Below are 26,493 nucleotides of genomic sequence, written 5' to 3' on the forward strand. Positions count from 1 at the left end.
GAACACCCCGAGGAGGACCTCTCTCATGCCCGGGAACGCCTACGGCTCCTACGAGACCGTCGACCTGCACATCGAGGATCGGGTGGCCTGGCTGACGCTGAACCGGCCGGACAAGCTGAACGCCCTCACGCCCACCACCATGGCGGAGCTGCGCGACATCTTCACCAAGGTCGACGACGACGAGGACGTGTGCGTGCTCGTGCTGCGCGGCGCGGGCGAGCGCGCGTTCTGCGCCGGCATGGACCTGAAGTGGTCGGAGTCGCTCACCAAGAAGGACCGGGTCGAGCAGGGCCGGCTCGGTGAGAAGACGTTCGCGATGATGGAGCGGCTGTCCATCCCCGTGATCGCCGCCGTGCACGGGTACGCGGTCGGCGGCGGCCTGGAGCTGGCGCTGGCGGCCGACTTCATCGTGGCCGCCGACAACGCCAAGGTCGGGCTCGTCGAGATCACGCTGTCCGCGCGTCCCCCGTACCGGCCCAAGATGACCGAGGACGGCGACCCCGACCAGCCCGAGTTCGGCGGCAACGCGCCCGGGTGGGGCGGCGTCAAGCGGCTGCCCGAGCGGATCGGCAAGGCGCGCGCCAAGCAGCTCCTGTTCACCGGCGCCCGGATCGACGCCGCCAAGGCCAAGGAGTTCGGCCTGGTCAACGAGGTGTTCCCGGCCGAGGAGTTCGACAAGCGGGTGGGAGAGCTGGCCGAGCGCGTCGCCGCGATGAACCGCTACAACCTGCGCCTGGTCAAGGAGCTGGTGACCTACGGCTACGACTGGATCGAGCCGCACCCGAGCTGAGGGGTTCCAGGGAGGGATCGTGCACTTCTATCGGATCGACCATGTCGCGCAGGTGACGCCCGATCTGGACGGGCAGGTGGCGTTGCTGGAGGGGCTGTTCGGCTTCACGCCGGTCCGGACGTGGGACAGCGCGGAGGAGGGGACGCGCGGCGTCCGCCTGGAGATCCCCGGGAGCTGGGGGCAGGCGTGGGAGGTGCTCGCGCCGTCCGGTGACGGCTCCGCGCTCCAGGTCTGGCTGGACGAGCACGGCGGGCGCGCCGGGCTGCACCACATCGGCGCGGAGGTGCCCGACCTCGGCGCCGTACGCGCCGAGCTGAAGACGCGGGGCCTCAAGCCCATCGCGGGAGGGGGCGGCCGGTGGCTGGAGGCGTCCCTGTCCCCGCCCGAACGCGGACCCGGCGTCCTGTTCCGCATGCGCGGCCCCGGAGCGCTCGGAATGTGCGGGGACGAGGACGCACGCCCGGCCGCGCCCACGTCCGGCGGCGGCGCGTCGCTGGGCATCGTCGGGCTCGACCATGTCTGCCAGGCGTTCCCCGACCGCGACGAGCTGGCCCGCTGGTACGCCGACCTCGCCGGGTTCGTGCCGGTGTGGCGGACGCCGCTGGAGGAGCATCCCGACATGGCCGACCTGGTGATGAACATCCCCGGGTCCGCGATCTGCTGGGAGATCATCATGCCGCGCGGCGAGGACTCCTTCATCGAGCGGTTCTGGGACCGCAACGGGGCCGCCGCGCACCACGTCACCTTCGAGGTCGCCGACTGGGACAGGGCCATGGCCGCCTGCGCCGAGCACGACACCCCGACGTTCGACGAGGAGGAGGGCGTCACGGACGGCGCATCCTGGCGCCACACGTTCATCCACCCCAAGCACACCGGCGGCGTCCTCGTCCAACTGTTCTGGGAGGAGCGGCCGGGGGTGTGGGTGCGCTCCGACAAGATCCCGGCGGACATCCCGGTGGCGGAGACGAGCGGGACCTGACATGGACCTCACCCTCACCGAGGACCAGGAGCTGATCGCCTCCACCGCCCGTGAGCTGCTGGAGTCGCGTGCCGCCACGGCGGGCGCGCGGGCGATGGAGGACGACCCGGCCGGGTACTCCGCCGCGCTCTGGAAGGAGATGGTCGATCTCGGCTGGACCGGGCTGGCCGTGCCGGAGGAGCACGGCGGGGTCGGTGGCGGCTTCCTGGAGGTGTGCCTGCTGTTCGAGCAGCTCGGCCACGCGCTCGTCCCCAGCCCGCTGCCGGTGACCGTCGCCTGCTGTGCCCTGCCCATCGCCCGGTACGGCACGGACGCGCAGAAGGCCGAATGGCTCGGCGCCATCGCCAGGGGAAGCGTCATGACGTGCACGCCTCCGGCCTGGGACCGTCCGGGCTCGGGCGTGGCCTCCGGCGTGCGGGTCGAGTCCGCCGAGGACGGGTTCACGCTCGACGGCGGGGCGCTGTTCGTCCCCTTCGCCGCGTCCGCCGAATCCGCGCTGGTCACCGCCGACCTGGACGGCGAACCCCGGGCCTTCCTGGTGGACGCCGACGCCCCCGGGCTCACGATCGAACCGTCGGACACGATCGGCCTCGACCGGCCCTGCCGCCTGGTCTTCTCCGGCGTCCACGTCCCGCACGCCCGCGCCCTGGGCACCGACCGGGGCGCCGCGGACGCCATCGCCTCCTACGGCGCCGCCGCGCTGTGCGCGGAGATGGTCGGCGCGGCCCAGCGCGTGCTCGACCTCACCCTCGCCTACGCCACGGAACGCGAGCAGTTCGGCAGGCCGATCGGCGCGTTCCAGGCCGTCCAGCACCACTGCGCCGACATGGCGATCGACGTCCTCGGCTCCCGGTTCATCGCCTACGAGGCCATCTGGCGCCTCTCGGCCGGCCGGGACGCCACCGAAGAGGTCTCGATGGCCAAGGCATGGGTCAGCGAAGCCTACGAGCGCGTGTGCGCCCTGGGCCACCAGGTGCACGGCGCGATCGGTTTCACCAAGGAGCACGACCTGCACCTCTACTCCCGGCACGCCATGGCCTCGGCCCTGGCGTTCGGCGACGGCGACCACCACCTCGACCGCCTGTCCGGCCGCCTGGGCCTGCCCTGAGGCCCGCGTCCCCAAGGGATCCCCAGACGGAACGGGCCGGATTAAGATCGGGAGCGGTGCGCCGTACCACAGAATGGGCCGAACATGCGGGAACCGCTGGAGCCGTCCGATCCCGAGGTCATCGGCCGTTTCCGGCTGACCGCCAGGATCGGGCGCGGCGGGATGGGCACCGTCTACCTCGGCGAGGCCCCGGACGAGCCGCCGGTCGCCATCAAGCTGATCAACCCCCAGTTCGCCGCCGTCCCCGAGTTCCGGGCCAGGTTCCGCCGGGAGATCGCCGCCGCCCGCCGGGTCAGGTCGCACTCCACCGCCCCGGTGGTGGAGGCGTCGCTGGACGGGGACCCGATGTATGTGGCGATCGAGTTCATCGACGGCCCGGACCTGGAGTCGGCCGTCGCCGAGCGCGGCCCGCTACGCGGCTCGTCGCTTGAGCAGCTCGCGGTCGGGGTGGCCACGGCGCTGCGGGCCATCCACGAGGCCGGGCTGGTGCACCGCGACCTCAAGCCGTCCAACGTGCTGCTGTCGCCGACCGGGCCCCGGGTCATCGACTTCGGCATCTCGCGGGCCCGGGACGAACTGACCAGGATCACCGCCTCCGGGCAGGTCGTGGGCACTCCCGCGTACATCGCGCCCGAGCTGATCGATGGCCGCCCGCTGACCCCGGCCGCGGACGTCTTCTCCTGGGGCGGCGTGATCGCGTTCGCCGGCACCGGGCGGATGCCGTTCGACGGCCGCAGCGTCCACGAGGTGCTCAACAAGGTCGGCTCGGGCGCGCCGGACCTGGACGGCCTGGACCCGCTGGTGCGGAACGTGGTGGAGCGGGCGCTGAGCAAGGTGCCCGAGCAGCGGCCGACCGTCGCGGAGCTGCTGAGCGAGTTCTCCGTCGGCATCAGCGACACCAAGCGATTCCCCGAGACTCCACCACCGGCTCCGGCTCCGGCTCCGGCTTCCGCGCCGCCGACACCACCGCCGACGCCTCCGCCGACCCCTCCGCCGACACCATCGACGACCCCTCCGCCGACCCCTCCGCCGACGCCGTGGACCACGCATTCGCCTGTAGCGCCCCCACGGCCGTACGGTTCCCGCGCGATCCGGCTGCTCACCATGCTGATCGCCGGGCTGCTGCCGGTGGCGCTGGTGGCGTGGGGTTTATCGCGTTCCCCCGCCATGTTCAAGGACATCCAGCGGAGCCTGGACGAGCGCAGTAAGACGCCCGCCAAGGCGGGCACCCCGACCGCGGTGGCGAGCGTCGGCACGTTCTTCATCGGCACGTGGCGCGGCAGGCTCACCGAGGAGGACGGCACCGAGTACGTGGGCGTCTTGAAGATCCACAAGGGCAGGACCGGTCAGAAGGTCGGCACGTCCCACTACGTCGAGCCCAACTGCCTGGGCGAGCTACGGCTGGTCAGCGCGACCTCCACCAGGCTGCGGTTGAAGCAGGACACCGTTCGCGGGCTGCACGTCTGCCCCGGTGGCTTCATCACGCTGACCCGCAAGAGCGGCGCGCTCGACTACTCATGGGACGGCCAACTGGGCACCCCCGCCAAGGGCCGCCTGAAGCGCATCGACTGACCACCGGCTCCCGGTGCTCACCCGCCCGACTTGAACTCGGCGATGTCCTGGCCCATCGCGATCTCCTCGCCGTCCTCGACGAGGAACCTGGTGAGGGTCCCGGCGGCCTCGGCCTTCAGCTCGTTGAAGGTCTTCATCACCTCGACCAGGCAGATCGTCTGACCGGCCGCCACCTCGGCGCCCTCCTCGACGAACGGGTCGGCGTCCGGCGCGGGACGGCGGTAGAAGACACCGGGCATCGTCGCCTTGATCGTTTCCATGGGTTCTCCTCGCGGCGTTCGGGTGGTCACGCGGTCAGGACGGCGCGCACCCCGGCGAGGCGGCGGGCGCGGTCGCGCCGCGCGGCCAGCGCCTCGTCCAGGCCGACCGGGACGAACGACACCCGGTCCCCCGTCTTGGCCTGCGCGATCCGGTCCCGGTCCACCGAGATGACCGTGCCGATGGTGGCGTAGCCGCCGCCGGTCACCGCGTCGTTGAGCAGGACGATCGGCTCGTCCCCGCCCGGCACCTGGATCGAGCCGACGGGGTAGCCGAGGTCCACCACGTTCGCCGGGTCGCCGCCCGCGCCGAACGGCTGCTCGCGCTCGACGAAGTCCAGCGTGCCGCCGCGCAGCCGGTAGCCGACGCGGTCGGCGTCCTTGGTGACCTTCCAGATCGTGCCGAGGAAGGAGTCGAGCGCCGCCTCGGTGAGCCGGTACGAGCACAGCCCGACCACCGTCCGCAACGGCATGACCTCGGGGAACTCGGGCCGCAGTGGTCCCGGCACCGACGCGCCCACGGGAGGTCCGGGCGCGTCGGTGCCGGCCTTGCCGACCGGGAGCCGGTCCCCGTCGGCGAGCTTGCGTCCCTCGAACCCGCCCAGGCCGGTGAGGGTGTAGGTGGAACGCGAGCCGAGCTTCTCCGGGACGTCGATGCCGCCGCTCACCGCGATGTAGAGCCGCGCCCCCGCCGTGATCATCGAGAACGACAGGACGTCACCGGCGCGCACCGCCAGCGTCCGCCAGGACGGCACCACCTCCCCGTTCACCGCGACCGGCGCTTCGGCGCCGGTGACCGCGACCAGCCGGTCGTCGGTGAACTCCAGTTCCGGGCCGATGTAGGTGGCCTCCAGCGCCGCCGCCCCGTCCGGGTTGCCCACCAGCAGGTTCGCGACCCGGTAGGAGTACTGGTCCATCGCCCCGGAGGGCGGCATGCCGATCTCGTAGTACCCGTCACGCCCCGTGTCCTGGACCGTGGTGTAGAGACCGCCCTTGCGCACCAGGATCGTGCTCATCCGTACAGCACCTCCAGCAGGTCGCTGGTGACCGCGTCCGGGTCGCCCAGGAACTCGGCGGGACGGAACTCGTACTCGCGGATGCGGTACCGGAACGTGCCGTCCTCCACCTCGCTCCTGATCCGGTCGAACTCGTTCCGGTCGATCGAGCGGTAACGGAAGATGTCGCCCGCCCGCGGGAACACGATGCCGTCCTGGAAGTCGGGCAGGCGCTGCGCGACGTCGAGGACGGGCGCGGGCGCGATGCCGAAGAGCTGGTAGCCGCCCGCGCCCCGGACGGGGTAGACGACCGAGAACGCGCCGCCGAACCCGAACGCCCGCTCCGGCGTGTCGGTGCGGGGACGCACGTACTTGGGCACCTCGATCTGCCGTTCCCTGGGCACCATCTGGTAGCAGAACGGCAGGCCGGGGACGAACCCGAGCATGGTCACGAAGTACGGCGCGCCGGACAGGGCGTCGATCAGCTCCGGCACCCCGGCGTACCCGTTGATCCGGGCGGCGTACTCCAGGTCGGTGGCGCCGGGGTCCTGGTGGCGGTCGCGGAAGCGCATCAGCGTCTCCCGCGTCCACGGGTCGTCGTACAGGACGGGCACGTCCACGACGCGCGTCGGCAGCACCCGGTCGGAGGTGAGCGCGGTGGCCGACTCCTCCAGCGCGCGCAGCTCCTTCACCAGCTCGGCGGGGTGCAGCACGTCAGGGTCGACGCGGATCATGTAGGAGGCGTTGGACGGGCAGATGTCGATGACGCCGTCCAGACCGCGCTCGCGCAGCGCCGCGGTGATCGTCATGGCCTTGATGTTGGCCTCCAGGCTCATCGCCTGGTCCATCTCGACGAAGACGAACTCGTCGCCTCCGTACTCGTAGCGCGCCGGCGGCAGCGCCAGCTCAGCCGTGTCCGTCCGGCTCACCCGCCACACCTCGCATCCCGGCATCCCGGCGTTTCGGCATCCCGGCGACTCGGCCGTCAGCCCGGTCCACCACACCCTGGCCGGACGGCGCGGGCCGGGCTATTGGCCCGTTCGGACAGGTCGGCGCCGCCGGTTGGCCGACTTGGCGCATTGCCGGTGCCCGGCGCCCGTCCCACCGTGGACGCATGAAGACCTTGATCGACCTGAACGCCGACGCCGGCGAGAGCTTCGGCCGCTGGCGGCTGGGCGACGACGAGCATCTGCTGCCGCTGGTCAGCTCGGTGAACGTGGCGTGCGGCTGGCATGCGGGCGACCCGGCGACGATGCGGCGGTCGGTCGAGCTGGCCAAGGCGGGCGGGACGGCGCTCGGCGCCCATCCGGGGCTGCCCGACCTGGTCGGGTTCGGGCGCCGGCCCATGGCGCTGTCCCCGTCGGACGCCGCGGACGCCTGCCTCTACCAGTACGGGGCGCTGCGCGGCTTCGCCGACTCCCTGGGCGTCCCGATCACGCATGTGAAGCCGCACGGTTCGCTGTACGGGCTGACGATGCGCGACCCGGACGTGGCCGACGCCATCGCGGACGCGGTCGCCTCGCTGGGCGGCGACCTGATCACGGTGCTGCTCGCCGGGCCCACCGCCGATCGGGTCGCGGCGCGCGGCGTCCGCGTCGCCCGCGAGGCGTTCGCGGACCTGGAGTACGACGACGAGGGCGAGATCATCATCGAGCCGGACCCCCGCGTCAAGGACGTCGCCGCCTGCGTGGACAAGGCGGTCGGCATCCTGAACGGCACCGTGACGACGGTCGGGGGCAAGCGGGTCGCGGTGGACGCCGACACGATCTGCGTCCACGGCGACCGCCCGAACGCGGTGGAGATCGCCACGGCCATCAGGGAGCGTTTCGCCGCGGAGGGCGTCACCATCGCGCCCATGGCCGAGGTGCTCAGCCGCCGCTGACCACCCTTTCCAGGTTCGCCGGGTCGAGCATGAACTCGGCGTGCCGGTCCAGCGCCTCGGCCTGGCCGAGGTCCACCTCGCGGAACCGGACGGTGTCCCGGCCCGGGCACAGTTGCCCGACCTTCCACAGCGCCGCGTGCACGATCGTGGCGATCACCGTGAAGCCGCCCGAGGTGGCGCCGTCCGGGCCGAGGATCGTGGGCAGGTCGCCATTCACGATGATCCCGCCCACCGGGTAGCCGCCGTCCAGCACGTTGGACGGGTGCGCGCCCGCCACCCCGCCGTCCGGCCGCGTCCAGGTGAAGTGGTGCGGGTTGAGCCGGACGTAGAGCCGGTCGGAGTTGAGGTTGACCCGCCAGCGGGAGGTGACGAAGTCGCGCCAGTCGGAGGGCGTGAGGTAGCCGGGGACGGCGTGCGGGCCCCGCATCACCTCGATCTCCCAGTGCCGGTGGTAGCCGGGGCGCAACCCCTGCGGCAGCCGCAGCCTGGGTGTGCCCTCCACGTCGCACGCGCCCACGGGCACGGCGTCGCCGCGCACCAGCGCCCGCCCGTCCAGGCCGCCGAAGCCGGCGCCGGTGTGCAGGGCGCGGGATCCCAGCACCGGCGGGACGTCGATCCCGCCGGACACCGCCAGGTAGAGCCGGAACCCGGGGCCCTTCAGCGTGCCCGCGGCCAGTACGTCGCCCGGCCGCACGTCCACGGCCTCCCACATCGGCACCGGCGCACCGTTGATGGTGACCTCGGCGCCGTCCGCGCCGCACACCGCCACCCGCCCGCGCAGGTGCGCGCGGGCGGCGAACCGCCCCATCGGGATCTCCAGCGCCGCGTCGCCCGGGGCGTTGCCCACCAGCACGTTGGCCGCCCGGAACGCGAGATGGTCGACGGGTCCCGACGGGAAGATGCCCTTGGCCTGAAGGCCGATCCTGCCCGGATGGTCCTGGACGGTGGTCCGCACCCCGGGGTCAAGGATCTCCAGCACCGCGCCGGTCACGCTCGTCCTCCACCTGGTAGCTGTAGCGGTCCTCCAGGGCCAGCCGCCGGATCTCCTCCAGCTCGTCCTCCTCCACCCGGGTGAACGACACCCGGTCGCCCGGGCCGATCAGGAACGGGTCGTCGCGGAACGCCCGGTTGCGGCCGAGGATGTCGTAGATCGGCAGCGTCCGCCCGAACAGTTGGTAGCTGCCCGGCGCGTCCACCGGGAAGATCGCCACGCAGGGGCCGCCCATGCCGACCGCGCCCTCGGGCGTCCACGTCCGCGCCGGGTTGTACTTGGGCACCGACAGCGCGGTCGGCGCGCGCATCGAGAACATGAACGGCAGTCCCGGCGCGAACCCGGTGAACGCCGTCCACCACTCGGTGCCGAGGATCGCCTCGTACAGGGCCTCCCGGTCCGGCAGGCCGTTGTGCTCCACGATGTAGCCGATGTTGCCGCCGCTCCCGGTGTACGGGGCGTCCGCCCTGATCGTGGCGGCGTACCGTTCGATGGCGCGCCGGGTCGCGGAGTGGTCGAACGCGATCGGCAGGACGATCCGGCGGCTGCGCGTGGGCGGCGAGGACCCGCCGGGCACCCGGGCGTGCAGCTCCCGCAACCGCTCGATCAGCGCGTCCCTGCGGGTCCGCGCCGGATCGAACCGGACGAGGATGGACCGGAACCCGGGCGCGGCCTCCACCAGCCCCGGCGGCGGGTCGGCGGTCAGCGCGTCCAGCGCCCGCAGGACGAAGAAGTTGACCCGCAGGTCGAGTTCCTCGCCGTCGCCGTACTCGACCAGGACGTACCGGTCCCCGGCGGGCCGGTAGGCCGCAGCGGGACGCGCCGTCATGCCTGCGCCTCCCTGAGCCGGAGCGCGAGCCACAGCTCGGCGCGCGCCGTGGGGTCGTCGAGGTCCGTGCCGAGCAGCTCGGTGATCCGGCCGAGCCGGTACCGCAGGGTGTGCCGGTGGATCCCGAGCGCGGTGGCGGACGCGTCGATGTGGCCGTTGTTGGCGAGGAACACCCGCAGCGTCGAGATCAGGTCGAGTCGGGACCGCCCGGCGTGCCGCTCCAGCGGTTCCAGCAGCGTGTCCGCCCAGCCCCGCGCGCCCGGCGTGTCGAGCTGGGCCAGCAGCCCGGCGGTGGCGACGTCCCTGGCCAGGACGAGCCGCCCCGGACCCGAGTCCTTGGCGCCGCTCAGGAACACCGACCGGGCGCGGCGCAGCCCGTCCGCGAGGCCGGTCAGCGGGACGCCCTCGGTGACGGCGCCACGCGAGCGCGGCACCTGGTGCAGCACCTCCTCAAGCGCCTGCGCGTCCCCCTCGGCGACCGGGATCAGCACCACCACGCTGTGCCGGTCGAACGGCACGACCAGCGCGCTGACCTGGCCGAGCGCCGGATGCCCCTCGGCCGCCCGCAGCAGGTCGGGCACGCGCGCCGGGTCGGTCCCCAGCATCGCCACCCGGAACGGCTCGGCCGGGAGCGCCACGCCCAGGGTCTGCGCCGTGGACTCGGCGAGCCCCGGATGCTCGCCCGCGGCCAGCCGCAGCACGGCCAGCCTGGCGCGGCGGTGCGCCGCCAGCGTCTCGTCCCGGAACGTCAGCTCCAGCGACAGCAGACCGGCGGCGCTGGTGAGGACGCCACGCTCGGCCGGGCTCAGCCGTTGCGGGCGCCCGGCGACCAGATGTCCCGCCACGGTGCCGTCCCGCCTGATCGGCAGTACCGCCACCTGGTCGTTCCCCAGGTCGAGGTACGCGGTGTGCAGGGGCGATTGGAGACCGAGGCGTTCCACGTCCAGGCGGAGCCGCGCGGCGTGGCGGCGCGCCTCCGGCGGGGAGCAGTGCCATGCGGCGCGGGACTCGTCCAACACCAGGCACCAGCAGTCCAGCGCGCGGGCGAGCGCGTCCAGGACGGCACGTGTCCCACCCAATGACAACGCGGCCCCGATCAGCTCACGATGGGCGTCTAGGGACTCGGCAGCCACCCCCACAACCTAGAGCAATAGGCGCAATGGCTATAAATGCCTTCTACGCGCCGCCTTCTATGACGTTCCATGCGCCGTGCGGGAAGTGGAGTAGGGCGATATGCCACAGGTCAGCGCATTCTCGGCAGGGCAGTTGCTCCAGCTGGTCCGGCAGGGACAGGCCCGCACCCGCAGGGACCTCATGGAGCTCACCGGAATGGCCAGGTCCACGGTCGCGCAGCGGGTCGATCAGCTCGTCACCGCCGGATACCTGAGGGAGGGCGGCGTGGACGTCTCCACCGGGGGGCGGCGTCCCAACCTGCTGCGGATCGACGAGGGCTCGGCCGTGGTGCTGGCCGCGCACCTGGGCGCCACGCACGGCCGCGCCGCCGTCGTCGACCTGGCCGGTCGCACCCTTGCCGAGACCGCCGGCCGGCTCAACGTCGCCGACGGCGCGGAACCCACCCTGGCCTGGGCCGCGTCCCGGTTCCACACGCTGCTGGCCGAGGCGGGACGGTCGATGGCGGAGGTCTGCGGGGTCGGCATCGGTCTGCCCTGCCCGATCGACCGGCGGACCGGACGGGTGATCCCCACCCCGATCCTGGCGTCCTGGCGCGACCTCGACGTCGTCTCGGCGCTGTCCGCCCGGTTCCCCGGGCCGGTCCTGGCCGACAACGACGCGAACATGATGGCGCTCGGCGAGTTCACCGCGATCGACGACGACTCGTCGACCGTGGTGCTGGTCAAGGTGGGAACGGGCATCGGCGCCGGGATCGTCGAGGAGGGCCGGGTGCTGCACGGGGCGGGCGGGGCGGCGGGCGAGATCGGGCACATCAGGCTGCGCGGGCACGACGAGGTCGCCTGCGTGTGCGGGGCGCACGGCTGCCTGGCCGCCGTCGCGTCGGGCGCGGCGCTGGCCCGCGAGCTGGCCCGCACCGACCCTTCGGTACGGGAGACCGCCGACGTGGTCCGGCTGGTCAGGGCCGGGAACGCCGACGCGGTCCGGCTGACCCGCCAGGCCGGGCGGGTGCTCGGCGAGGTCCTGGCGACCCTGGTGAGCGTGACGAACCCCGGCGTGCTCGTCGTCTCCGGCGGGCTGGCCCGTACCGGGGAGCATCTGCTCGCGGGCATTCGCGAGGTCGTCTACCAGGTCGCCCAGTACCGCTCCACCCGCGGTCTCCGCATCACCGAGGGCCTGCTCGGCGAGCGGGCCGGAGTGATCGGGGCCGCCTCCATGGTGATCGACCGGGTACTCGCCGCGGAGGCCGTGGACGCCCGCATCACCGCGGGCCGCCGGGCCCCGGGATAGCCCCGGTCACCTGGCGATCGGGCCACTGCTGGAATATTTCACGGCCAGGTATGTTACCTAGATGTTACGTACAGGTTACGGGCACTTGCCTTGCGGAGGTCTCGGACCCGCGAGACTATGTCCTGCGTCGCGGACGAAGTGTCCGTCCCCGCGGACGAAGTAGGAGTTTCGTGACTGCAACCCCTTCGGCCGACCTCCCTCACCTAGGCCGGCAGCAGACTCGCGACGACGGCCACGCCTCCGGCGCGCTCACGCAGCATCGCGCGCTCACCGAGGTCGAGACCGCGGCCAGGGCCGCGCATGCCCTCCGCGGCAACGATCGGGGACGCCTCACCGTCGCAGCGCCGGGCCTCTACCCCCACATGTGGAGCTGGGACGCCGCGTTCATCGCCATCGGCCTGGCCCAGCTCTCCACCGATCGGGCCCTCACCGAGCTGGAGACCCTGCTCGCCGCCCAGTGGCGCAACGGCATGATCCCCCACATCGTCTTCGCCGACGGGGACGCCTCCTACGAACCCGGACCCAAGCGCTGGGCCTGCTGCGACGTCTCCCCGCACGCCCCCAGCGGCCCCGCGACCAGCGGCCTCATGCAACCGCCCGTCCACGGGATCGCCGTGCGCCGCATCCTCGACGCCGCCCGCCGCGCCGGGGCCGCCGAGGCCCGCGCCGCCGCCGACCGGATCCGCGCCATGTGGCCCGCGCTGCTGGCCTGGCACCGCTACCTGGCCGAGAACCGCGACCCCGACCACACCGGCCTGCTGACGATCTACCACGGCTGGGAGAGCGGACTGGACAACTCCCCCCGCTGGGACGTCCCGTACCGCTCCGTCGTCCCGGCCCCCGCGTTCGTCCCGTTCCGCCGCGCCGACGTCCAGGCCCTCGACTCCCTGGAAGGCCACGAGCCCCCGCATTCCACCGGGGTCGAGGACCAGCGCCCCACCGATGGGGACTACGCCCGCTACCAGTGGCTGATCGAGGAGCTGCGGCAGGCCCGCTACGACGACACGCGCGCCCGCGAGACCCTCAGCTTCCTGGTCGCCGACGTCTTCGCCAGCGCGATCTTCGCCGCCGCGTCCGAGGAGCTGGCCACCGTCGCCGACGAGCTCGACCTGCCCGGCGCGGACGAGCTGATCGGCTACGCCGACCGCTTCCGCCGCGGCGTCGCGGCCACCACCGACGAGGACGGCTTCGCCGCCGACCGCGACCTGCGCACCGGACTGCCCCTGCGCACCAAGACCATCGCGGGCTTCGCGGCGCTGCTCTCGGGGGGCCTTCCGCCGCGGACCCGCCGCCGCCTGGTCGACACCCTGTTCTCGTCCGACTGGTGCGGCAATCCGGGCCTGGCCACCGCCGTTCCGCCCAGCACCAGCCCGTCGTCCCCGTCCTTCGACCCGGCCCGGTACTGGCGCGGCCCCCAGTGGCCGCCCATGAACTGGCTGCTGATCTGGGGCCTGCGCCGCTCCGGCGAAGCCGAGGCCGCCGCCGTCCTGCGCGCCTCCACCCTGGACCAGCTTTCCGACGGCGTGTTCGCCGAGTACTACCACCCCTTCACCGGCGACCCCCTGGGCGCCCGCCCCCAGTCCTGGACCGCCGCCGTGGCCCTGGACCTCGTCCTCAACGCCTGACCGCACGAGCCTCCAGGTCAGGTCGCTGTCGATGCCCACTTGGTGGGCCTCATGCTCATGGACTCGCGGGTGGGTCGGTGGTCGCGGCCGCTTTGTGCAGGGCTTCTATCACGTGGTGGGCGGTGGGTGGGAGCGGGGCCGGGAGGTGGGCGACCATGAGCCGGCGGCGTTCCTCGGGGCCTCCCCTTACCGGGAGGACACGTACGCCCGGCGGGGCGGCGGCGGACATGACGGCGGGGATGGTGGTCAGCCCGCAGCCGGCGGCCACCAGGTTGAGCTTGGTGAGCCAGTCGCGGGCGGTGTGGACGATGTCGTGGCGCCCGTCCAGGCCGGGCCAGACGCCGAGTTGAGGACCGTCGGGGGACGAGCGGCCGGCGATCCATTGCCGGTCGTGCAGAGCATCGAAGGGGACGGAGTCGGCGGCGGCCAGCGGGTGGGTCGAGGGAACGGCGACGCGGAGTTCGCGTTCGGTGAGGGTCTGGAGGACCAGGGCGGGGGTCTCGGTGTCGGGGGCCCGGAACGGGGGTTCGGAGGCGAGGATCGCCAGGTCCAGGCTGCCGGCGCGGAGGGCTCGGACCAGGGCGGGGGTGCCGCCGTCGCGGGTGAGGACGGTGATGCCCGGGTGGGTGCGGCGCAGGGCGGCGAGCGCGCGGGGCAGGAGCACGGCGCCCGCGCTGGGGAAGGCGCCGAGGCGCACGGTCCCGGCTTGGGCGGGCAGGCCGCGCAGTTCGCGGTCGGCGGCATCGATCTCGGCCAGGACGGCGGCGGCATGCCGGAGGATCACCCGTCCGGCGCGGGTGGGGCGGACGCCCTCGCGGCGGCGTTCGAAGACGGGTGCACCCGCGGCCCGTTCCACGGCGGCGACCTGGCGTGACACCGCGGACTGCGTGTAGCCGAGCGAGGCGGCGGCCGCGCTGAAGGTGCCGCGCTCGGCCACCTCGCGGACGACGCGCAACCCGGCCAGCGACACATCGGTGAAGCCCATGACGTTTACGCATGTCACGGTTGACTAATTCTCGTTGGACGCATGGGTCGGGGACTGCCTAGCGTCAAGGCATGACTTCATCGAAGGTCGCTCTGGTCACGGGCGCCAACCAGGGGATCGGATACGCGCTGGTCGAGGAGCTCGCCCGGAGGTGGCGCGAGGAGGATGTGGTCCTGCTGACCGGGCGTGATCCGTCACGGGTGCGGGAGGCGGCGGCCCGGGTCGGTGGCCGTGCCAGGGTCGAGGGCCGGCGGCTCGATGTGACGGACGCCGGGGCGATCGCGAAACTGGCGGACGAGCTGGGCGAACGGCATGGCGGGGTGGACGTGGTGATCTCCAACGCGGGTGCGCGGATCACCCCGGACCGGCCGCAGGAGGAGCAGATCGACGAGTTCGTGGCCGTGGCGAACGGGGGCGCGCACGCGATGCTGCGGTCGTTCGGGCCGGTGCTCCGGGCGGGAGGCCGGCTGATCGTGGTGGCCAGCTCGCTGGGGACGCTCGGCCACCTGGACGAGAGGGTGCATCCGCTGTTCGACGACCTGTCGCTGGAGGGTGTCGAGGCGCTGACCGAGTCCTGGCGCACGGCCGTCCACCAGGGGACGGCGCAGCAGAGGGGGTGGCCGCAGTGGATCAACATCCCGTCGAAGGTGCTGCAGGTGGCCGCGGTCCGGGCGGTGGCACGCGAACGGCGGGACGCCGATCTGCGGGACGGGACGCTGGTCGCGGCGGTCTGCCCCGGACTGGTCGACACCGAGGCGTCGCGGCCCTGGTTCAGCGACTTCAGCAGGGCCTGGACGCCCGCGCAGGCGGCGGAGCGGCTGCTCGACTTCGTCCTGGCCGAGCCGGTCGACCCCGCCATGTACGGGGAGCTGGTCCGTACCGGGACGGTGCTGCCCTGGCGAGGCCGGCCGTATGTGCCCGCACACCGCGGCAACGGCTCAGAAGATCGCCTCGGTGAGTGACCAGACGGCCAGGGCCGCCATCACGGCGCCGCCGACGCGCTGGACGACACGCAGCGGGACGCGGTCGGCGATGAAGCGTCCCGCGACCAGCGCCAGGGCGGACACCGACATCAGCGCCGGCAGCGCGCCCAGCGCGACCGGCAGCGGCCCCCGGGTGGCGGCGAGGTTGGCGGTGGTGATCTGCGTGAGATCGCCCCACTCGCTGATGAACACGACGGTGAACGCGGTGACGTAGGTGCGCCAGAAGCCGGTGATCCGCGGGGCCCTGCCACCGGCCTCCTCGGCGTCCTCGTCCCCGTCCCCGCCGCCGCGCAGCAGCGTGTAGGCGCCGAACGCGAACAGCACCGCCGCGACGACATGGACGAGCGGCTTGGGGAGCAGGGCGAACGCGCTGCCCGCCGCGACGGCCACCACCACGTGGACCAGGAAGGCACTGGACGTGCCGAGCCAGACCCACGGCGCCCGCATCCGCGTGCCCATCGCCAGCGAGGCGAACATGGTCTTGTCGGGAAGCTCCGCCAGGAAGATCACGGCGAAGGCGGTGGCGAACGTCGCCACATCGAAGGACAGGTCAGGCGCCAGGTCGAACGGCAGGTCAAGCGACATGGTGGGTGCTCGTGCCCTCTTCGGTTCAGGGCCGGGCCTCGACGGCCCGCTCGGCGCGCCACCCGGGGCGGGAGGGGAGGACCGCTCGGCCCGGCGTCTCGGAGCGCCCCGAGCCGTTCCGCACGTCCGGTTCCGGACGTCCTGGGAACGGCTGGGCACGCCTTCTGCCAGGCCGAAGGTCTCGTCCACCGCGGGACCCGTCCGGGACGGGCCTCCCACGGCCTGAGGGCCGGGCTCACGCCAGCATGTCGACCACTCAGCGGATCGGGACTACTCCCCTTCGCCGCCACCACTGTACCGGAGAGCCCGTCCGCCCCACGCGACCCTGCTCACCAGGGCCCGGACCTCGGCGCGGCGCCGCCAGGCGATCAGGGCGAAGATCACGCCGTAGCCGATGGGCATCAGCGACCAGACGGGCTCCAGCACCAGGATCTGGGTGAGCGCGGCACCGGCCATCAGGCCGATCAGCCCGGCCGCCGCCCCCGCCAGCCGGGGGATCACCAGGCCGATCGCCCCCGCCGCCTCGACCACCCCCGTGAAGTAGCGGAGCCAGTCGCCCCAGCCGATCTTGGCGAAGGTCTCGATCGCGTAGGGGTCGCCGGCGAACTTCGGCAGCGCCGAGCCGAACAGAAGGCGCCGAGCAGGATCTGCGCCGTCCACATGGCCACGGTCACGCCGCGGCGGCGGCCGGTGTCGGTGGTGGCGGTGGTGGCGGTCCGGGTGCGGGCGTTGTCGTGGGTGTAGGTGGTCATCGTTCCGTCCTCTCGTCGCGCTCTCTTTCGCTCTCACCCGGGCGTCGAACGGACGGGGGACGGATCGACAGCGCGCCGGAAATTCTTCAAGATTCTTTTCATGGGCGACTCCGCGACGGTGCCGGTGCTCCTGGACTGCGACCCCGGCCACGACGACATGTTCGCGATCCTGCTGGCCGCGGCGCATCCGGCGATCGACCTGCTGGCGGTGACGACGGTGGCGGGCAACGGGCCGCTGGAGGCGGTCACCCGCAACGCGCTGGCGATCTGCACGCTCGCCGGGCTGGACGGGACGGTGGTCGCGGCGGGCGCCGACCGGGCGCTGAACGGCGGCCGGCACACCGCGCCCGGCATCCACGGGGAGAGCGCCCTGGACGGTGCCGCGCTGCCCGACCCCGCGATCCCGCTCGCGGACGAGGACGCGGTGACGCTGATGGCGCGGCTGCTGGAGGAGTCGGAACGCCCGGTCACGATCGCGGCGACCGGGCCGCTGACCAACGTCGCGACGCTGCTGGACGCCCGTCCCGACCTGAGGGGGCGGATCGAGCGGATCGTGTTCATGGGCGGCAGCGCCGGACGGGGCAATACCACGCCGGTCGCCGAGTTCAACGTCTACGTCGACCCCGAGGCCGCCGACCGGGTCCTGCGCAGCGGGCTTCCGCTGCTGATGTGCGGCCTGGACGTCACGCACCAGGCGCTCGCGGTGCCGGAGGTCTTCCGGCGGCTCCGCGCGATCGGCGGCGCGCTGCCGTCCACGCTGGAGGCGCTGCTGCGGTTCTACGGCGGCGCGTACGAGAAGGTCTTCGGGATGCCGGACCCGCCCGTCCACGACCCCGTGGCGATCGCCGCCATCGCCGACCCGGACGTGGTCGCGTGCGTGGACGTCGCGGTGACCGTGGAGCTCAAGGGCGAGCACACGCGCGGCGCCACCGTGGTCGACCTGCACCGGGTGACCGGCGCCGAGCCGAACGCACGGGTCGCGATGGAACTGGATCGCGGGCGTTTCTGGGACCTGATGCTGGATGCGATCACGACGCTCGCCCGGTGAGCGGCGGCCGGGCGCCCACCGTGGCGACCGCGCTCGCGGCGGCCGTGAGCGCGGCGCGGGCGCACTCGTCCAGCGGGCGACCGGGGACCCAGGCGGTCAGGAACCCGGCGCAGAAGGCGTCCCCCGCGCCGGTCGGATCGACGACCTCGGCCGGCACGCTCGGCAGGCGCAGCCGGGACCCGGCGTCCGCCGACGCGGTGTCCCTTGACGCCGTGCCCTTTGACGCCGTGTTTCTCGACGCTGTGTCCCGTGAAGCGATGAGCGCCCCGTCCGCGCCGAGCTTGAGCGCGACGACCGGGTAGTCGCCGAGCAGGGACGTGGCCACGGCGTCCGCCGAGCGCGCGCCCGTCAGCAGGCGCCCCTCGGCGAGGTTGGGGAAGATCAGGCGGGCTCCGCGCGCCCAGGCGCGGAACGCCTCGGGGCCGCTGTCCCGCAGGAACGCGGCCGAGCACGGGTCGACGGACGTGGCCACGCCGCGTTCCCGCGCCCGCCGCATCAGGTCGCCCACGGCCGCGCCCACCCCCGGATGGAACAGCGAGTAGCCGGACACGTGGAGCAGGCCGGCGCCGTCCAGGAGGTCGTCGGGCAGGTCGGCGCGGGTGAGGTTCAGGTTGGCGCCGCGGTCGGTGAACATGTCGCGGCGGCCGCCCTTGGCCAGCACCACGATCCGGCCGGTGGGCGTGCCCGGATCGGCGACCAGCCGGGCGTCCACCCCGGCGGCCTCCAGCGCGGCGGAGTGCGCGGCGATGTCGTCCGCGCCGGCCCGGCCGGCGAACCGCACCCGCGCGCCCAGCGCGCCGAGCCAGGCGGCCTGGTTGGCGCCGGAACCGCCGGGGGACGCGGTGATGGTGGACGGGGTGTCGCTGTCGGCGGCGACGGGGGCGCGGGGCCGCACCACGATGTCGTTGATCACGTCGCCGACCACGAGGATCATCCGGACCGGGCCCGCGCGATCCGTCCGGCCAGCGCCGCGTTCGACCGGACGGCGCGGACGTTGGCCTCAAGGCTGGCCCCCGAGGACGCCCGGTGGAAGTGGCCCAGTAGGAACGGCGTGACCGCCTTGCCCTGAAGGCCCAGGCGGCCGGCCTCGGCCAGCGCCTCGCCCAGGATCCGGTCGTGCAGGGCCGGGTCGAGCTGTTCCCCGGGCGGCAGCGGGTTGGCGACGATGATCGCCGAGGAGAGGCCGAGGTCGTCGGCGGCGGTCATCATGCGGGCCACCGTGGCGGGGTCGTCGGCCCGCCAGTCCACGGTGTGCCCGGACTCGGTGAGGTAGAAGCCGGGGAACCGGCCGGTCCCGTAGCCGACGACGGTCACCCCGAGGCTTTCCAGGCGTTCCAGCGTGGCCGCCACGTCCAGGATCGACTTCACCCCCGCGCACACCACGGTGATCGGGGTACGGGCGAGCGTGTGCAGGTCGGCGGACTCGTCGAAGGTGTCCGACGCGCCACGGTGGACGCCGCCGAGCCCGCCCGTCGCGAACACCCGGACACCGGCGCGGCGCGCGAGGAACGCGGTCGCGGCGACCGTGGTCGCGGCGTCGGCGCCGGTCGCCATGGCGGCGGGGAGGTCGCGCACGCTCGCCTTGGCGACGCCGTCACCGTCCGCCATGCGCTCCAGCGCGGACCGGTCCATGCCGACCACCGGCCGCCCGTCCACCACCCCGACGGTCGCGGGGACGACACCGGCGCGGCGCAGCTCGGCCTCCAGTTCCAGCGCCACCTCCAGGTTGCGAGGGCGCGGCAGCCCGTGCGCGATGATCGTCGATTCCAGCGCGACCACGGGGCGCCCGGCGGCCAGCGCGTCGGCCACCTCGTCGGACATGCGGATGGGCGTGCCGGCCAGGGCCTCGTGTCTCGGGGACCTCACGCACCGTACGCTAGCGCGTCGTGTCGTCCCGGGCGCCCGTCGCCTCGCGCAGAGCGGTGACGACCGCGGCCAGTTGCGCGATGAGGCCGGACACGCTGGACGGGTCGGTGGGGCCCACGTTGATCGACCGGAGCTCGGTGGGGGCGGGAAGCCTCTCCACGATCCCCGGCAGTTTGTTGATCAGTTCTGCCTGGACGCTGGCGGGGGTCCGCTCGTTCTCGATGGCGGCCTGGGCGCGGTCGCGTTCCAGTTTCATCAGGGCCTGCTCGTGGGCGGCCTCCGCACGGGCGCGCGCCACCGCCAGCTCGCCCTCGACTTTGAGCTGGTCGAGCTCGCGTTCCCGCTCGATCCGGAGGCGGCCCGTCTCGGCCTCCTCGGCGTGCCGCTCGCGTTCCATCCGGAGGGCGTGCCGGGTGGTCTCGGTCTCCAGCTCCGCGACCTCGCGGGCGTCCTCCTGCCGGCGCCGGGTGCGGCGGAGCTGTTCGGCGGCCTCGGTGTCGAACCGCTCGGCCTCGTGGCGGGCGCGCAGCTCGGCCAGTTCGCGCTCGTAGTGCAGGCGCTCGGTCTCCTTCACCCGGGTGGCGGCCATCTCCCGCCGGGCGATCGCCTCCTCCGTCTCCAGCTCGGCCAGCCGGGCGATCCGCGCCTGCTCCGCCCGGTAGGGCTTCTGCAGGTTCTCCCACAGCCGGGACGAGCTGACCACGGCCTCCTTGATCTGGACGGTCACGATCCGCAACCCGAGCCCCTGGTCACGCGACCGCTCGGGCGCCCGGAGGGCGGTCGCGTCGTCGGTCCCGGGGGACTGGGGGGTCGTCCCTCCGGAATGACCGTTCTCGGCCGTTCCCTCGGCGACCGCGCGCAGCCTGGCGGTCAGCTCCTCGATGATCGGCTGCTTGTCGCTGAGGACCTCCCGCACGCCCATGGTGGCGACCTTGTCCTTGATCGCCGCCTCGGCCTGCTCCCGCAGTTGCAGGTTGACCAGCCGCATCGGGTCCTCGCTGTCGCTGAAGTCCAGCTTGCGGTAGGCGACGGCGAAGTCCTGGATGATCCACTGGACGTAGCCCTGCACCAGCACGCCTTGGAGCTCCCGGCAGATGCAGTACGCGTTGATCAGGATGGTCTGGGTGGCGCCGGGGACGACCAGGAACGAGTCGGTGGACGGGTTGAACCGGAACGAGACGCCCACCCCGATGTGCAGCGGCTCCGGCCTGCCGCGCCGCGTGTGCACGACGAACGCGTTCGGCGGGACGAGCACGTTCTTCCACCGCCAGAACCCGGTGATCCGCACGTCCACGGGACCGGGCGCGGACCGGTCGGCGGTGGGAGCGGATGTGCCGCCGGGTCCGCCGCCCAATGCCCGCTGCCGCTTGTGGAGCACGCCCGCCGGTCCCGCGGGCGCGGGGGCCGCGGCGGGCGCCTGGGGTGCGCCGCGCCGCGCCTTGAGATCGTCCTCGAGCACGGCCTGCTGCGCGACGACGCGCTCAAGGTAGGTGTTGCCCTTCTCCGCCGTGCTCATGATGGTGGTCCTTGCGGCTACCGTTTCTTGAGGGCGATCCCGGCCATGCCGAGCTGCTCGCCGGGGCTCAGGTTGTCGGGGTCGACGGGCTCGTCGGGCCGCCACAGCGCCGTGAACACGACGCCGGGCTCGACCAGCTCGAAGTCGCCGAAGTGGTGCTCGATCTCCTCGGGGGTGCGCGCGTAGCCCTCTTCCAGGTTCTCCCGGGTGATCCGGGCGAGCTCCTGCTGGGCGGGGACACCGGTGTCGACCAGCGAGGTCATGAACAGGTAGCTGCCGGGGGCCAGCGCGTCCCGCAGCCGCCCGACCACGTCGTCGGCGATCTCGGGTGACAGGTAGTGCAGCATGCCGACCAGCATCAGCGCCAGCGGGCGGTCCAGGTCGAGGAAGCCGTTCGCCTCGGGCAGCGACAGGATCGCGTCCGGGTCGCGCACGTCGCCCACGGCGACCCTGGTGTTGGCGTTCTCGGCGAGCAGTGCCCGGCCGTGCACCGCCACCAGCGGGTCGATGTCGACATAGAGGACCTTGGCGTCCGGGTTCTGCGCCTGCGCGACCTCGTGCGTGTTGGTCTGGGTGGGCAGCCCGCTGCCGAGGTCGAGGAACTGGTCGATGCCCGCCTCACCGGCGAGCCAGCGCACTCCACGCACCAGGACCTTGCGGTTCTCGATCGCCGACTCGCGCAGGCCGGGGATGTGCTGGATGGCGTGCTCGGCCAGCGCGCGATCCGCCTCGAAGTTGTTCTTGCCGCCCAGCAGCGCGTCATAGGCGCGGGCGATCGTCGGCTTGTTGAAGTCGAGATCCGGGGGCGGCCACTGCGCGGCGTCGTCCGTCATGGCGACCAGCTTAGAGCGCATGATCGTGGACTCATCGGCATTTCGTCCAAGATGTCCCGCTCAGGCCGAACCCGCGCGGGACTCGGCGTGGTCGAGCATCCAGTGCCGCCGGTGGCTCCAGCCCAGCCACCGGCGCGCCTCGGCGGGCGCGGCGGCGCCGTCCAGGCGCCCGCCGGTCAGGACGTGCCGCAGGCCGGCGAGCGCGGGCGACAGCCGCCGCACCACGTGGTCGGGCTGCCGCCTGCACTGGGCCTGGATGGAGGCGACCACGTCGATCTGGTCCTCCAGCCCGCACATGGCCAGGAAGAACACCATCTGGCGCCAGGCGTACGCGGCGTCCTTGACGGTGCTGAGCGGGCGCGGGTTGTTGTGGAGCCGGCCGACGAGCACGCACGCCGTCGCGAACGCGCGCCTGGCCAGGTCCGGCCAGCCAGGGGACGGGTCGACGCCGACCGGATGCACCAGCGCGGCCAGGTTGTGGGTCGTCAGGATCTGCGACTGCTCGATCACCATGCCGTTGCGCGCGACCCAGCCGTGGCCGTAAAGGCCCGCCCGCACGCCCGCCCTCCGTACGCACAGCGCGCCGAAGTCGCCGTGGTCCAGCCGCCGGACCTCGGCGTAGTCGATGCCGTAGTACCGCGCGTAAAGGGTGCCCTCCAGCACGTCGGCGGCCAGCTTGGCGGCGTCGGCGAACTTGGGGGAGAACCTGCCCATGAAGATGTCGGCGGCCAGCTCTTCCACGAACGGAACGCGCATGCCGGCCGCGCGGGCCAGCGCGTCGAACTCGCTGAGCAGCGGGTTGGGCACGATGGTGCCGGGGAACCCCTGCAACGCCAGCTCGCCCAGACGCCTCAGAGCCAGGCGCGCGCCGGTCGCGGCATTCCTGGTGCCGTCCTTGGTGGCATGGTGCTCCTGGACGGCCCGCACCCACGGGAGCTCCTGGAGCCGGACCTGGTGCTCCAGGTTGAGCAGCAGCAGCGACCTGCGGTTGCGGAAGGCCCGGTAGATCGAGGCCATGAGCGCGCGCAGCGACTCATCCCGGTACGCCTGCGCGGTCGTCCACGACACCAGTTGCGGCGCCAGCTCGGCCAGCACTTCCGCCGAGGGGACGACGCCGCGCTCGACCAGGGTGCCGATCGGGGCGGCCAGCGCCGACTCGACGGTCGCGCGCATGCCGGGCGGCACCTGGGTCCCCGCGGCCACGCCGGTGCGGCGCGCCTCGTCCTCGGTGACCGGGACGGTGAGCGCCTCCGGTGAAATGATCCCTTCGTCCTGCGGCAACGCCGACAGGCGCGCGAGCAGGAGCTGCGCCACCGCGTGGTGCGTCGGACGCGCCGCGACCTGCGCCTGCCGCTCGCGCAAAGCCGTGTGCCCGGGTGTTCCTGGCGCGCCGCGCCGCCGCACCATGGAGTCCACGGCGTGCTGGAGCAGGCCGAGGCGGCGCGGGGACAGGCGGCGCCCGGCCATGCTGTCCTCCAGCGCGGTGCGGAGGATGGCGAGGTTCTCCTTGGGCTTGCGGTGCTTGGTGCACAGGGTGTGCTCCGCCGCCAGCCTCCGGTACCGCTCCAGCAGCTCGGCGCCGCGCTCGCGCCACCCTTCCGGCTCGCGGCGGGCCACCCGCCCGTCCTCGACGGTCTCCAGCCAGTGCGCCAGCAGCTCGTCGGCGAACGGGTTCCAGACGGCCAGGGCCTCGTTCATCGTGGCGACCGCCCTGTTGGGACGGTTCCTGCCGAGCGTCTGCCGCACGTCCCCGACGCTGTACCGGTGGACGATCTCGGCGTCGGCGTCGCCCCCCGTGGCGCGGTCGCGCGGGCGCGGCGTGAAGCGGAGCCGGTCTCCGAACGGCTCGATCTCCTCCAGGATCTCCAGCGCCGCGGCGCGGTCCCCGGCGCGGAGCAGCCACGCCACGACCAGCAGCGCGCCCTCCTCGGGCAGGGTGATCTCGTAGCGCCCGCTGTCGAGCAGGGCGGTCAGCTCGGCCAGGCCGTCCTCGGTCAGGTGGTAGAGGAACAGCGCGCGCCGCTCGGCGACGATGCCCGCGCGCCTCGCGGTCTCGATCTCGTACGGGAGCAGCGGCCCGCCCGCCGCGGCCTCACCGGTGGCGAACCCGCCGCGCACCACCTCGGGCGTGACCCACGCGGGCAGTCCCGCGACAGGGGTACGGGAGCCGATCGCCAGGGTGCCGTCGGTCATTCCGGTGAGCACCCGGTTCCAGCCGGCCACGCGCGCCTCGGCGCGCCGCCGGGTCTCCTTGTCCTCGTGGGTGAGCGCGGTCGTGAACGCCTTCGCGAGCTGCCCTACCGGGTAGCCGAGGCCGACCTGCTGTTCTTCACGCATGCCAGCGTGGCAGGATTCGCACCCGCGCCCTCCGGGTCCCGAGCCCGGTGCTCTACTGCTGAGCTACACGCTGCGGTGGACGGAAATGTACGGGACACCCGAATACCACTGCAACGCGATTTATCGCTCGCGAGCCTTGAATCCCCGGGTATCGCGGGGCTCCACATAGGGCTCGCTTTCCTCGGGCAGCCCGGCGGCGATGGCGCGACCGCGTTCGAGCTCGGCGTTCAGCTCCGCGCCGAGCAGGATGGCCATGTTGGACAGCCACAGCCAGACCAGGAAGACGATCAGCCCGGCGAGGCTGCCGTAGGTCTTGTTGTAGGACGCGAAGCCCGCCACGTACAGCGCGAACCCCGCCGAGGCGACCAGCCACAGCGCGATGGCCAGCACCCCGCCCGGCGTCACCCAGCGGAAGCCGTGCCTGGCGTTGGGCGCCGCCCAGTACAGCAGTGAGATCAGGAACGCGGCCACCAGCACCAGCACCGGCCATTTGGCGATGGTCCACGCCGTGACCGCCGCCGGCCCGAGGCCCAGCAGTTCGCCCGCCCGCTCCGCCAGCGGGCCCGACACCACGACCACGACCGCCGACACGGCGAGCAGCAACAGCGTGACCACCGTGATCGCCAGCCGGATCGGCAGCACCTTCCAGACCGGTCTGCCCTCCGGGATGTCGTACACCGCGTTCGCGGCGCGGATGAACGCGCCCACGTACCCGGAGGCCGACCACAGCGCGGCGAGCAGGCCCAGCGCCGCCGCCAGCCCGGCGCCCGCCCGGCCCCCTTGCAGCTCGCGCAGCGCGGTGACCAGCACCTGCCGCACCAGACCCGGCGCCAGATCGCCCACATTGGCGATCAGTGACTGTGAGACGGACCGGCCGGCCAGCCCCACCACCGAGACCACCACCAGCATCGCCGGGAAGATCGACAGCACCCCGTAATAGGTGAGCGCGGCGGCGCGGTCGGTCAGCTCGTCCTCCTTGAACTCGGCGAGCGCCCGCTTGAGGGCGCTCCACCACGCGCGTGCGCCCAGTTCGTGCGGCGACCCCGGCCTGCGGCGCAGGACCGCGCGCAGGCCGCGATGGGGGAGCCCGCCCGTGGTCACCCGCGCACCGGCCACCATCGGGACGCCTGGCGCCTGCCGGGCATGAGCCGCCGGCGGGACGCCGGCTGCCGCCCGGCCTTCATCCGGAGGCCGGCGACCAGCGCCGCGGCGGCCAGCCCGGCGACGCCCACGGCGATCATGGGAACCTTGGGCGCCTCCCTGGCGCCCTGCGCCATGCGACGGCTCCGGGCGGACATGTCGGCCCGCACGCGATCCGCGGACTCCCGCGCCCTGGTCTTGACATCGGTCTTGGCGGCGAGCGCCGCCACCGTGTCGCCGAGGTCGCGCCGCGTCCGCTCGATCTCCGCCCGCAACTGCGCCGTCCCGGCGAGCTCGCCGTCACCCGCCGAACCGGCCATGGGCTGCGACCCCCTCGTCATCGCCGCCCTCCCTGGCTCTCCTGACCCGCGTGCTGCCGACCCGCGAGCTGCGTGGGGCCGGTCCCCGCGTGACCCGTGGTCGCGCGCTCCTTGACCTCCGCAACGTCCTGGCGCGCGCTGCTCATGGCGCGTTCAGGGGTGGGCGGGACGGCGTGACCGGTCTCGCCGCGTCCCATCAGCGCGAGCAGCCCGGCGAGCGCCAGCAGCGCCACGCCGGTGATCAGGGCGGCCAGCCAGACCGGCAGCACCAGCGCCAGCGCGGCGATCACCGCGGCCAGCAGCGCGCCGACCCCGTACAGGGCGACCAGGCCGGCGCCGCCGAACAGCCCGGCGCCGCGGCCCGCGTGCCTGCCCTTGTCCTTCAGCTCGGCCATCGCCAGCCGCATCTCCGCCCTCACCAGGTCGGAGACCTGCTGGGTGGCGCGCGAGACCAGGACGCCGACGCTCTCCCCGCCGTCGGGATGGACGGCGGGGTGCTGCTCGGGAGGCCGGTACACGGTGGCCCCCTGGCGATCGGTGCTCATGGACCTCAGCCCTTCCTGATCGAGCAAGCGAGACTCTGCGCATATTTCGGGATCTATCACCGCCCGTTCCCTCTGTCCGATCTCTAAACGCGGTTCAGCGTGTTTGAGGAAGTTCTTGAAAGAGCGTGCAACCC

26 protein-coding genes and 1 tRNA gene are annotated in these 26,493 nt (G+C 73.2%); 9 read left to right on the forward strand and 18 right to left on the reverse strand.

All coding sequences use genetic code 11. From position 1 onward, the window contains the following. The first annotated feature begins 25 nt into the window (after window positions 1-25). The 4 genes from QSK21_RS02020 (at window position 26) to QSK21_RS02035 (ending at window position 4,449) form a co-directional block, all read left to right on the forward strand. Window positions 26-790 carry an enoyl-CoA hydratase/isomerase family protein gene (locus QSK21_RS02020; RefSeq protein ID WP_285693170.1) on the forward strand — a complete coding sequence of 255 codons (765 nt, stop codon included), beginning with the start codon at window positions 26-28 and terminating at the stop codon, window positions 788-790. A gap of 19 nt (window positions 791-809) precedes the next feature. Beyond that, window positions 810-1,769 (forward strand): VOC family protein, encoded by a 960-nt coding sequence (locus QSK21_RS02025; protein ID WP_285693172.1) that lies wholly within the window; start codon window positions 810-812, stop codon window positions 1,767-1,769. A gap of 1 nt (window position 1,770) precedes the next feature. Then, window positions 1,771-2,877, forward strand: a complete 1,107-nt coding sequence (locus tag QSK21_RS02030; protein WP_285693175.1) for an acyl-CoA dehydrogenase family protein — start codon at window positions 1,771-1,773, stop codon at window positions 2,875-2,877. Window positions 2,878-2,961: 84 nt separating this feature from the next. Then, entirely contained in the window at window positions 2,962-4,449 is a 1,488-nt protein-coding gene (locus QSK21_RS02035; RefSeq protein WP_285693177.1) for a serine/threonine-protein kinase, read from the forward strand. Between the two features lie 17 nt (window positions 4,450-4,466). Here the strand turns inward: QSK21_RS02035 and QSK21_RS02040 are convergent, their stop codons facing one another. The 3 genes from QSK21_RS02040 to QSK21_RS02050 are packed head-to-tail and all read right to left on the reverse strand — an operon-like array spanning window position 4,467 to window position 6,630. After that, window positions 4,467-4,709 carry an acetyl-CoA carboxylase gene (locus tag QSK21_RS02040; RefSeq protein ID WP_285693179.1) on the reverse strand — a complete coding sequence of 81 codons (243 nt, stop codon included), beginning with the start codon at window positions 4,707-4,709 and terminating at the stop codon, window positions 4,467-4,469. Window positions 4,710-4,735: 26 nt separating this feature from the next. Continuing rightward, window positions 4,736-5,722 carry a 5-oxoprolinase subunit C family protein gene (locus QSK21_RS02045; protein ID WP_285693181.1) on the reverse strand — a complete coding sequence of 329 codons (987 nt, stop codon included), beginning with the start codon at window positions 5,720-5,722 and terminating at the stop codon, window positions 4,736-4,738. Beyond that, complete coding sequence (locus tag QSK21_RS02050; protein ID WP_285693183.1) at window positions 5,719-6,630, reverse strand: 5-oxoprolinase subunit B family protein; 912 nt, start codon at window positions 6,628-6,630, stop codon at window positions 5,719-5,721. The genes QSK21_RS02045 and QSK21_RS02050 overlap by 4 nt, the downstream gene beginning before the upstream one ends. Before the next feature lie 185 nt (window positions 6,631-6,815). Here QSK21_RS02050 and QSK21_RS02055 point away from each other — a divergent pair, with 185 nt between their 5' ends. Continuing rightward, window positions 6,816-7,583, forward strand: coding sequence for a LamB/YcsF family protein (locus QSK21_RS02055; RefSeq protein ID WP_285693185.1), 768 nt, complete (start codon window positions 6,816-6,818; stop codon window positions 7,581-7,583). On the opposite strand, the gene QSK21_RS02060 is transcribed toward QSK21_RS02055, so the two are convergent. Genes QSK21_RS02060 through QSK21_RS02070 form a run of 3 tightly spaced genes read right to left on the reverse strand, consistent with a single transcriptional unit; the run spans window position 7,570 to window position 10,536 of the window. Continuing rightward, window positions 7,570-8,574, reverse strand: a complete 1,005-nt coding sequence (locus QSK21_RS02060; RefSeq protein ID WP_285693188.1) for a 5-oxoprolinase subunit C family protein — start codon at window positions 8,572-8,574, stop codon at window positions 7,570-7,572. The genes QSK21_RS02055 and QSK21_RS02060 overlap by 14 nt on opposite strands. Further along, the gene (locus QSK21_RS02065) at window positions 8,546-9,403 is read right to left on the reverse strand and encodes a 5-oxoprolinase subunit B family protein (protein WP_285693189.1); all 858 of its coding nucleotides are present in this window, start codon (window positions 9,401-9,403) and stop codon (window positions 8,546-8,548) included. Before QSK21_RS02065 ends, QSK21_RS02060 begins: the two co-directional genes overlap by 29 nt. After that, complete coding sequence (locus tag QSK21_RS02070; protein ID WP_285693192.1) at window positions 9,400-10,536, reverse strand: PucR family transcriptional regulator; 1,137 nt, start codon at window positions 10,534-10,536, stop codon at window positions 9,400-9,402. Before QSK21_RS02070 ends, QSK21_RS02065 begins: the two co-directional genes overlap by 4 nt. A 100-nt stretch (window positions 10,537-10,636) precedes the next feature. Between QSK21_RS02070 and QSK21_RS02075 the strand changes: the two genes are divergently transcribed. Both QSK21_RS02075 and ggh read left to right on the forward strand, forming a co-directional pair. Further along, on the forward strand, window positions 10,637-11,824 hold the full coding sequence (locus QSK21_RS02075) for an ROK family protein (protein ID WP_285693193.1): 1,188 nt from the start codon (window positions 10,637-10,639) through the stop codon (window positions 11,822-11,824). A gap of 170 nt (window positions 11,825-11,994) precedes the next feature. After that, a complete protein-coding gene (gene ggh, locus QSK21_RS02080) occupies window positions 11,995-13,449 on the forward strand; it encodes a glucosylglycerate hydrolase (RefSeq protein WP_285693195.1) in 1,455 nt (484 codons plus the stop codon). Window positions 13,450-13,504: 55 nt separating this feature from the next. Here ggh and QSK21_RS02085 read toward each other — a convergent pair whose 3' ends face one another. Next, on the reverse strand, window positions 13,505-14,452 hold the full coding sequence (locus tag QSK21_RS02085) for a LysR family transcriptional regulator (RefSeq protein WP_285693197.1): 948 nt from the start codon (window positions 14,450-14,452) through the stop codon (window positions 13,505-13,507). Between the two features lie 53 nt (window positions 14,453-14,505). On the opposite strand from QSK21_RS02085, the gene QSK21_RS02090 reads away from it, so the two are divergent. Beyond that, window positions 14,506-15,396: an SDR family NAD(P)-dependent oxidoreductase gene (locus QSK21_RS02090; RefSeq protein ID WP_285693199.1), complete on the forward strand. Its 891-nt coding sequence runs from the start codon at window positions 14,506-14,508 to the stop codon at window positions 15,394-15,396. Here the strand turns inward: QSK21_RS02090 and QSK21_RS02095 are convergent. Both QSK21_RS02095 and QSK21_RS02100 read right to left on the reverse strand, forming a co-directional pair. Further along, entirely contained in the window at window positions 15,373-16,002 is a 630-nt protein-coding gene (locus QSK21_RS02095) for a TMEM165/GDT1 family protein (protein WP_285693201.1), read from the reverse strand. The two genes, QSK21_RS02090 and QSK21_RS02095, sit on opposite strands and share 24 nt — an antisense overlap. A gap of 270 nt (window positions 16,003-16,272) precedes the next feature. Continuing rightward, complete coding sequence (locus tag QSK21_RS02100) at window positions 16,273-16,662, reverse strand: DoxX family protein (protein WP_285693203.1); 390 nt, start codon at window positions 16,660-16,662, stop codon at window positions 16,273-16,275. A gap of 192 nt (window positions 16,663-16,854) precedes the next feature. Here QSK21_RS02100 and QSK21_RS02105 point away from each other — a divergent pair, with 192 nt between their 5' ends. Next, the gene (locus QSK21_RS02105; protein ID WP_285693205.1) at window positions 16,855-17,802 is read left to right on the forward strand and encodes a nucleoside hydrolase; all 948 of its coding nucleotides are present in this window, start codon (window positions 16,855-16,857) and stop codon (window positions 17,800-17,802) included. Here the strand turns inward: QSK21_RS02105 and QSK21_RS02110 are convergent. From QSK21_RS02110 to QSK21_RS02150, 9 genes are all read right to left on the reverse strand, one after another. Continuing rightward, window positions 17,783-18,727, reverse strand: a complete 945-nt coding sequence (locus tag QSK21_RS02110) for a carbohydrate kinase family protein (RefSeq protein WP_285693207.1) — start codon at window positions 18,725-18,727, stop codon at window positions 17,783-17,785. The genes QSK21_RS02105 and QSK21_RS02110 overlap by 20 nt on opposite strands. Window positions 18,728-18,732: 5 nt before the next feature. After that, the gene (locus QSK21_RS02115) at window positions 18,733-19,668 is read right to left on the reverse strand and encodes a pseudouridine-5'-phosphate glycosidase (protein WP_285693208.1); all 936 of its coding nucleotides are present in this window, start codon (window positions 19,666-19,668) and stop codon (window positions 18,733-18,735) included. A 10-nt stretch (window positions 19,669-19,678) separates the two neighbouring features. Beyond that, window positions 19,679-21,184 carry an SPFH domain-containing protein gene (locus QSK21_RS02120; protein ID WP_285693211.1) on the reverse strand — a complete coding sequence of 502 codons (1,506 nt, stop codon included), beginning with the start codon at window positions 21,182-21,184 and terminating at the stop codon, window positions 19,679-19,681. Window positions 21,185-21,201: 17 nt separating this feature from the next. Next, complete coding sequence (locus tag QSK21_RS02125) at window positions 21,202-22,017, reverse strand: SAM-dependent methyltransferase (protein WP_285693213.1); 816 nt, start codon at window positions 22,015-22,017, stop codon at window positions 21,202-21,204. A 60-nt stretch (window positions 22,018-22,077) separates the two neighbouring features. Next, window positions 22,078-24,354, reverse strand: coding sequence for a transcriptional regulator (locus tag QSK21_RS02130; RefSeq protein WP_285693215.1), 2,277 nt, complete (start codon window positions 24,352-24,354; stop codon window positions 22,078-22,080). A 1-nt stretch (window position 24,355) separates the two neighbouring features. After that, window positions 24,356-24,427 (reverse strand) — tRNA-Pro (locus QSK21_RS02135). Window positions 24,428-24,474: 47 nt separating this feature from the next. Next, complete coding sequence (locus QSK21_RS02140; protein ID WP_285693217.1) at window positions 24,475-25,473, reverse strand: YihY/virulence factor BrkB family protein; 999 nt, start codon at window positions 25,471-25,473, stop codon at window positions 24,475-24,477. Then, on the reverse strand, window positions 25,452-25,835 hold the full coding sequence (locus QSK21_RS02145; protein ID WP_285693220.1) for a DUF3618 domain-containing protein: 384 nt from the start codon (window positions 25,833-25,835) through the stop codon (window positions 25,452-25,454). The genes QSK21_RS02140 and QSK21_RS02145 overlap by 22 nt, the downstream gene beginning before the upstream one ends. Continuing rightward, complete coding sequence (locus tag QSK21_RS02150) at window positions 25,832-26,359, reverse strand: phage holin family protein (protein ID WP_285693222.1); 528 nt, start codon at window positions 26,357-26,359, stop codon at window positions 25,832-25,834. Before QSK21_RS02150 ends, QSK21_RS02145 begins: the two co-directional genes overlap by 4 nt. Window positions 26,360-26,493 lie beyond the last annotated feature (134 nt).

This window comes from Actinomadura sp. NBRC 104412, from assembly GCF_030269515.1.
GTDB lineage: Bacteria > Actinomycetota > Actinomycetes > Streptosporangiales > Streptosporangiaceae > Spirillospora.

Excerpts from the sequence above, each read along its gene's own strand:
- QSK21_RS02065 (WP_285693189.1), bottom strand. The coding sequence starts at position 9,403 with ATGACGGCGCGTCCCGCTGCGGCCTACCGGCCCGCCGGGGACCGGTAC.
- QSK21_RS02045 (WP_285693181.1), bottom strand. The coding sequence starts at position 5,722 with ATGAGCACGATCCTGGTGCGCAAGGGCGGTCTCTACACCACGGTCCAG.
- QSK21_RS02030 (WP_285693175.1), top strand. The coding sequence starts at position 1,771 with ATGGACCTCACCCTCACCGAGGACCAGGAGCTGATCGCCTCCACCGCC.
- QSK21_RS02105 (WP_285693205.1), top strand. The coding sequence starts at position 16,855 with ATGGGCGACTCCGCGACGGTGCCGGTGCTCCTGGACTGCGACCCCGGC.
- QSK21_RS02120 (WP_285693211.1), bottom strand. The coding sequence starts at position 21,184 with ATGAGCACGGCGGAGAAGGGCAACACCTACCTTGAGCGCGTCGTCGCG.
- QSK21_RS02075 (WP_285693193.1), top strand. The coding sequence starts at position 10,637 with ATGCCACAGGTCAGCGCATTCTCGGCAGGGCAGTTGCTCCAGCTGGTC.
- QSK21_RS02130 (WP_285693215.1), bottom strand. The coding sequence starts at position 24,354 with ATGCGTGAAGAACAGCAGGTCGGCCTCGGCTACCCGGTAGGGCAGCTC.
- QSK21_RS02020 (WP_285693170.1), top strand. The coding sequence starts at position 26 with ATGCCCGGGAACGCCTACGGCTCCTACGAGACCGTCGACCTGCACATC.
- QSK21_RS02140 (WP_285693217.1), bottom strand. The coding sequence starts at position 25,473 with ATGGTGGCCGGTGCGCGGGTGACCACGGGCGGGCTCCCCCATCGCGGC.
- QSK21_RS02090 (WP_285693199.1), top strand. The coding sequence starts at position 14,506 with ATGACTTCATCGAAGGTCGCTCTGGTCACGGGCGCCAACCAGGGGATC.
- QSK21_RS02145 (WP_285693220.1), bottom strand. The coding sequence starts at position 25,835 with ATGACGAGGGGGTCGCAGCCCATGGCCGGTTCGGCGGGTGACGGCGAG.
- QSK21_RS02040 (WP_285693179.1), bottom strand. The coding sequence starts at position 4,709 with ATGGAAACGATCAAGGCGACGATGCCCGGTGTCTTCTACCGCCGTCCC.
- QSK21_RS02035 (WP_285693177.1), top strand. The coding sequence starts at position 2,962 with ATGCGGGAACCGCTGGAGCCGTCCGATCCCGAGGTCATCGGCCGTTTC.
- QSK21_RS02095 (WP_285693201.1), bottom strand. The coding sequence starts at position 16,002 with ATGTCGCTTGACCTGCCGTTCGACCTGGCGCCTGACCTGTCCTTCGAT.
- QSK21_RS02150 (WP_285693222.1), bottom strand. The coding sequence starts at position 26,359 with ATGAGCACCGATCGCCAGGGGGCCACCGTGTACCGGCCTCCCGAGCAG.
- QSK21_RS02125 (WP_285693213.1), bottom strand. The coding sequence starts at position 22,017 with ATGACGGACGACGCCGCGCAGTGGCCGCCCCCGGATCTCGACTTCAAC.
- QSK21_RS02055 (WP_285693185.1), top strand. The coding sequence starts at position 6,816 with ATGAAGACCTTGATCGACCTGAACGCCGACGCCGGCGAGAGCTTCGGC.